Genomic DNA, 1,787 nt, shown 5'->3' with positions numbered 1-1,787 from the left:
GGGGCTGTCCCAAAAGTCATAAAGACTTAGGGGCAGCCCCTTCATTGTTTTAAAAGTTGTAAAAAACAAAGAAACCATCCTTTGGTAAAATGGAGGTACCACCCAACCATATACGAAAAGGAACGGTTTCTATGTACATTCAATATACCATGGACCAACTTACTCTGCCAATGGATTTAGAGGAAGATATCCCCAAAAATCACCTCGTTCGTGTCGTCAATGCCGCGGTTAATCGACTCAGTGATAGCATCTTCGCTTCCGTCTATCCTGGAGGCGGTCGTGACAGTTACCACCCTAAAATGCTTACTAAAGTCATCATCTATGCATACACGCAGCGCATCTATTCGTCCCGCCAGATTGCTAAGGCCGTTCGTGAGAACATTATGTTCATGTGGATCGCGGGCAGACAGCGGCCGGATTTCCGCACCATCAACCGGTTTCGTTCCGAGCGGATGAAAGCAGTGCTGGAGACCGTATTCACAGCCGTTCTTCAGTTTCTAGCCGAGGAGAATTACGTGAAACTGGAGCATTACTTTGTCGACGGCACCAAGATCGAAGCGAATGCCAACCGATATACGTTTGTTTGGGGAAAGGCCGTAGTGAAGCAAAAGGCGAAGCTCCAGGAGAAAGTGCAGACGCTGTTTGCCACCATCGAAGAAGCCGAAAACCAAGAAGAGCAGACGAATAGCGGTCAGGATCTAAGTGAACTTGGCGAAGCATCGAAGATCACCAGCGAAAAGCTTGAGACCGCAGTCAAACAGCTGGAAGAAAGACTGCAAGATAAGCCAAAGAATAAGCCGCTTAAGAAAGCGGTGCGTGTACTTCGGAAAGACTTGCTTCCTCGCCTCCAAAAGTATGAATCCCATGAAGAAATTCTAGGGGACCGTAATAGTTTTAGTAAGACCGACAAAGATGCAACGTTCATGCGGATGAAAGAAGATCACATGCGTAACGGTCAACTCAAGCCGGGCTACAATGTACAAATCGGGACCGAGAATCAGTTCATTATTGGATACAGCCTGCACCAACGTCCAACGGATACGCGTTGTTTAAAGCCGCACTTGGAGAAGATTAAGACAGCTCTCGGTAAGCTGCCGGGAACGATCATCGCAGATGCCGGGTACGGCGGAGAAGAAAACTACGCCTATCTAGAAAGTGAACAGTTGGAAGCACTCGTGAAGTACGGCACTTACCATAAGGAAAGGACAAAGAAGTGGCAGAAGGACATAAGCAAAATAGACAACTGGCACTATGACGAAGCGGAAGACACATGGACGTGTGCGGCGGGACAGATACTCACGTTCCGTTACGAGAGTAAGGAAAAGACCGAAAGCGGATTTGAAATCCGGCACCGCCATTACCGCAGCACGAGTTGCGAAGATTGCCCACTCAAACCATCTTGTACAAAAGCCAAAGGAAATCGGGAGATCAAGGTGAGTATGCGATACCTGCGATACAAAAAGCAGGTACGGGAGAAGCTTCGTAGCGAGGAAGGCTATGAACTGTCAGTCAGGCGGATGATTGAGCCTGAAAGTGTATTCGGGCAGATGAAAAACAACCGAGGATTCCGACGTTTTCTGCTTCGCGGCTTACCGAAAGTGAGCCTAGAGGTCGGGTGGCTTTCGCTTGCCCATAATTTGCTTAAGCAAGCAGCAATCGACCAAAAACAAAAAATGGTGGCGCAGGGGTAAAGCCCTATCGTCACCATTTTTTGATTTGAAACATGATTTTCACTACAAGAGTGCTATCTAAGTAATAAGCTTACCTACTTTTGAGACAACCCCTTT

1 protein-coding gene is annotated in these 1,787 nt (G+C 47.6%); it reads left to right on the top strand.

What is annotated here, in order from left to right; genetic code table 11:
- Window positions 1-131: 131 nt before the first annotated feature.
- Window positions 132-1,691, top strand: a complete 1,560-nt coding sequence (locus DFP97_RS30295) for an IS1182 family transposase (RefSeq protein WP_114384366.1) — start codon at window positions 132-134, stop codon at window positions 1,689-1,691.
- Window positions 1,692-1,787 lie beyond the last annotated feature (96 nt).

It is taken from the genome of Paenibacillus prosopidis, assembly GCF_003337375.1.
Lineage (GTDB): Bacteria > Bacillota > Bacilli > Paenibacillales > Paenibacillaceae > Pristimantibacillus > Pristimantibacillus prosopidis.
This window is presented reverse-complemented; position numbering and strand designations above follow the sequence as displayed.

Bases quoted from the DNA above. Each gene is read 5' to 3' on its own strand.
- DFP97_RS30295 (WP_114384366.1), top strand. From the start codon at position 132: ATGTACATTCAATATACCATGGACCAACTTACTCTGCCAATGGATTTA.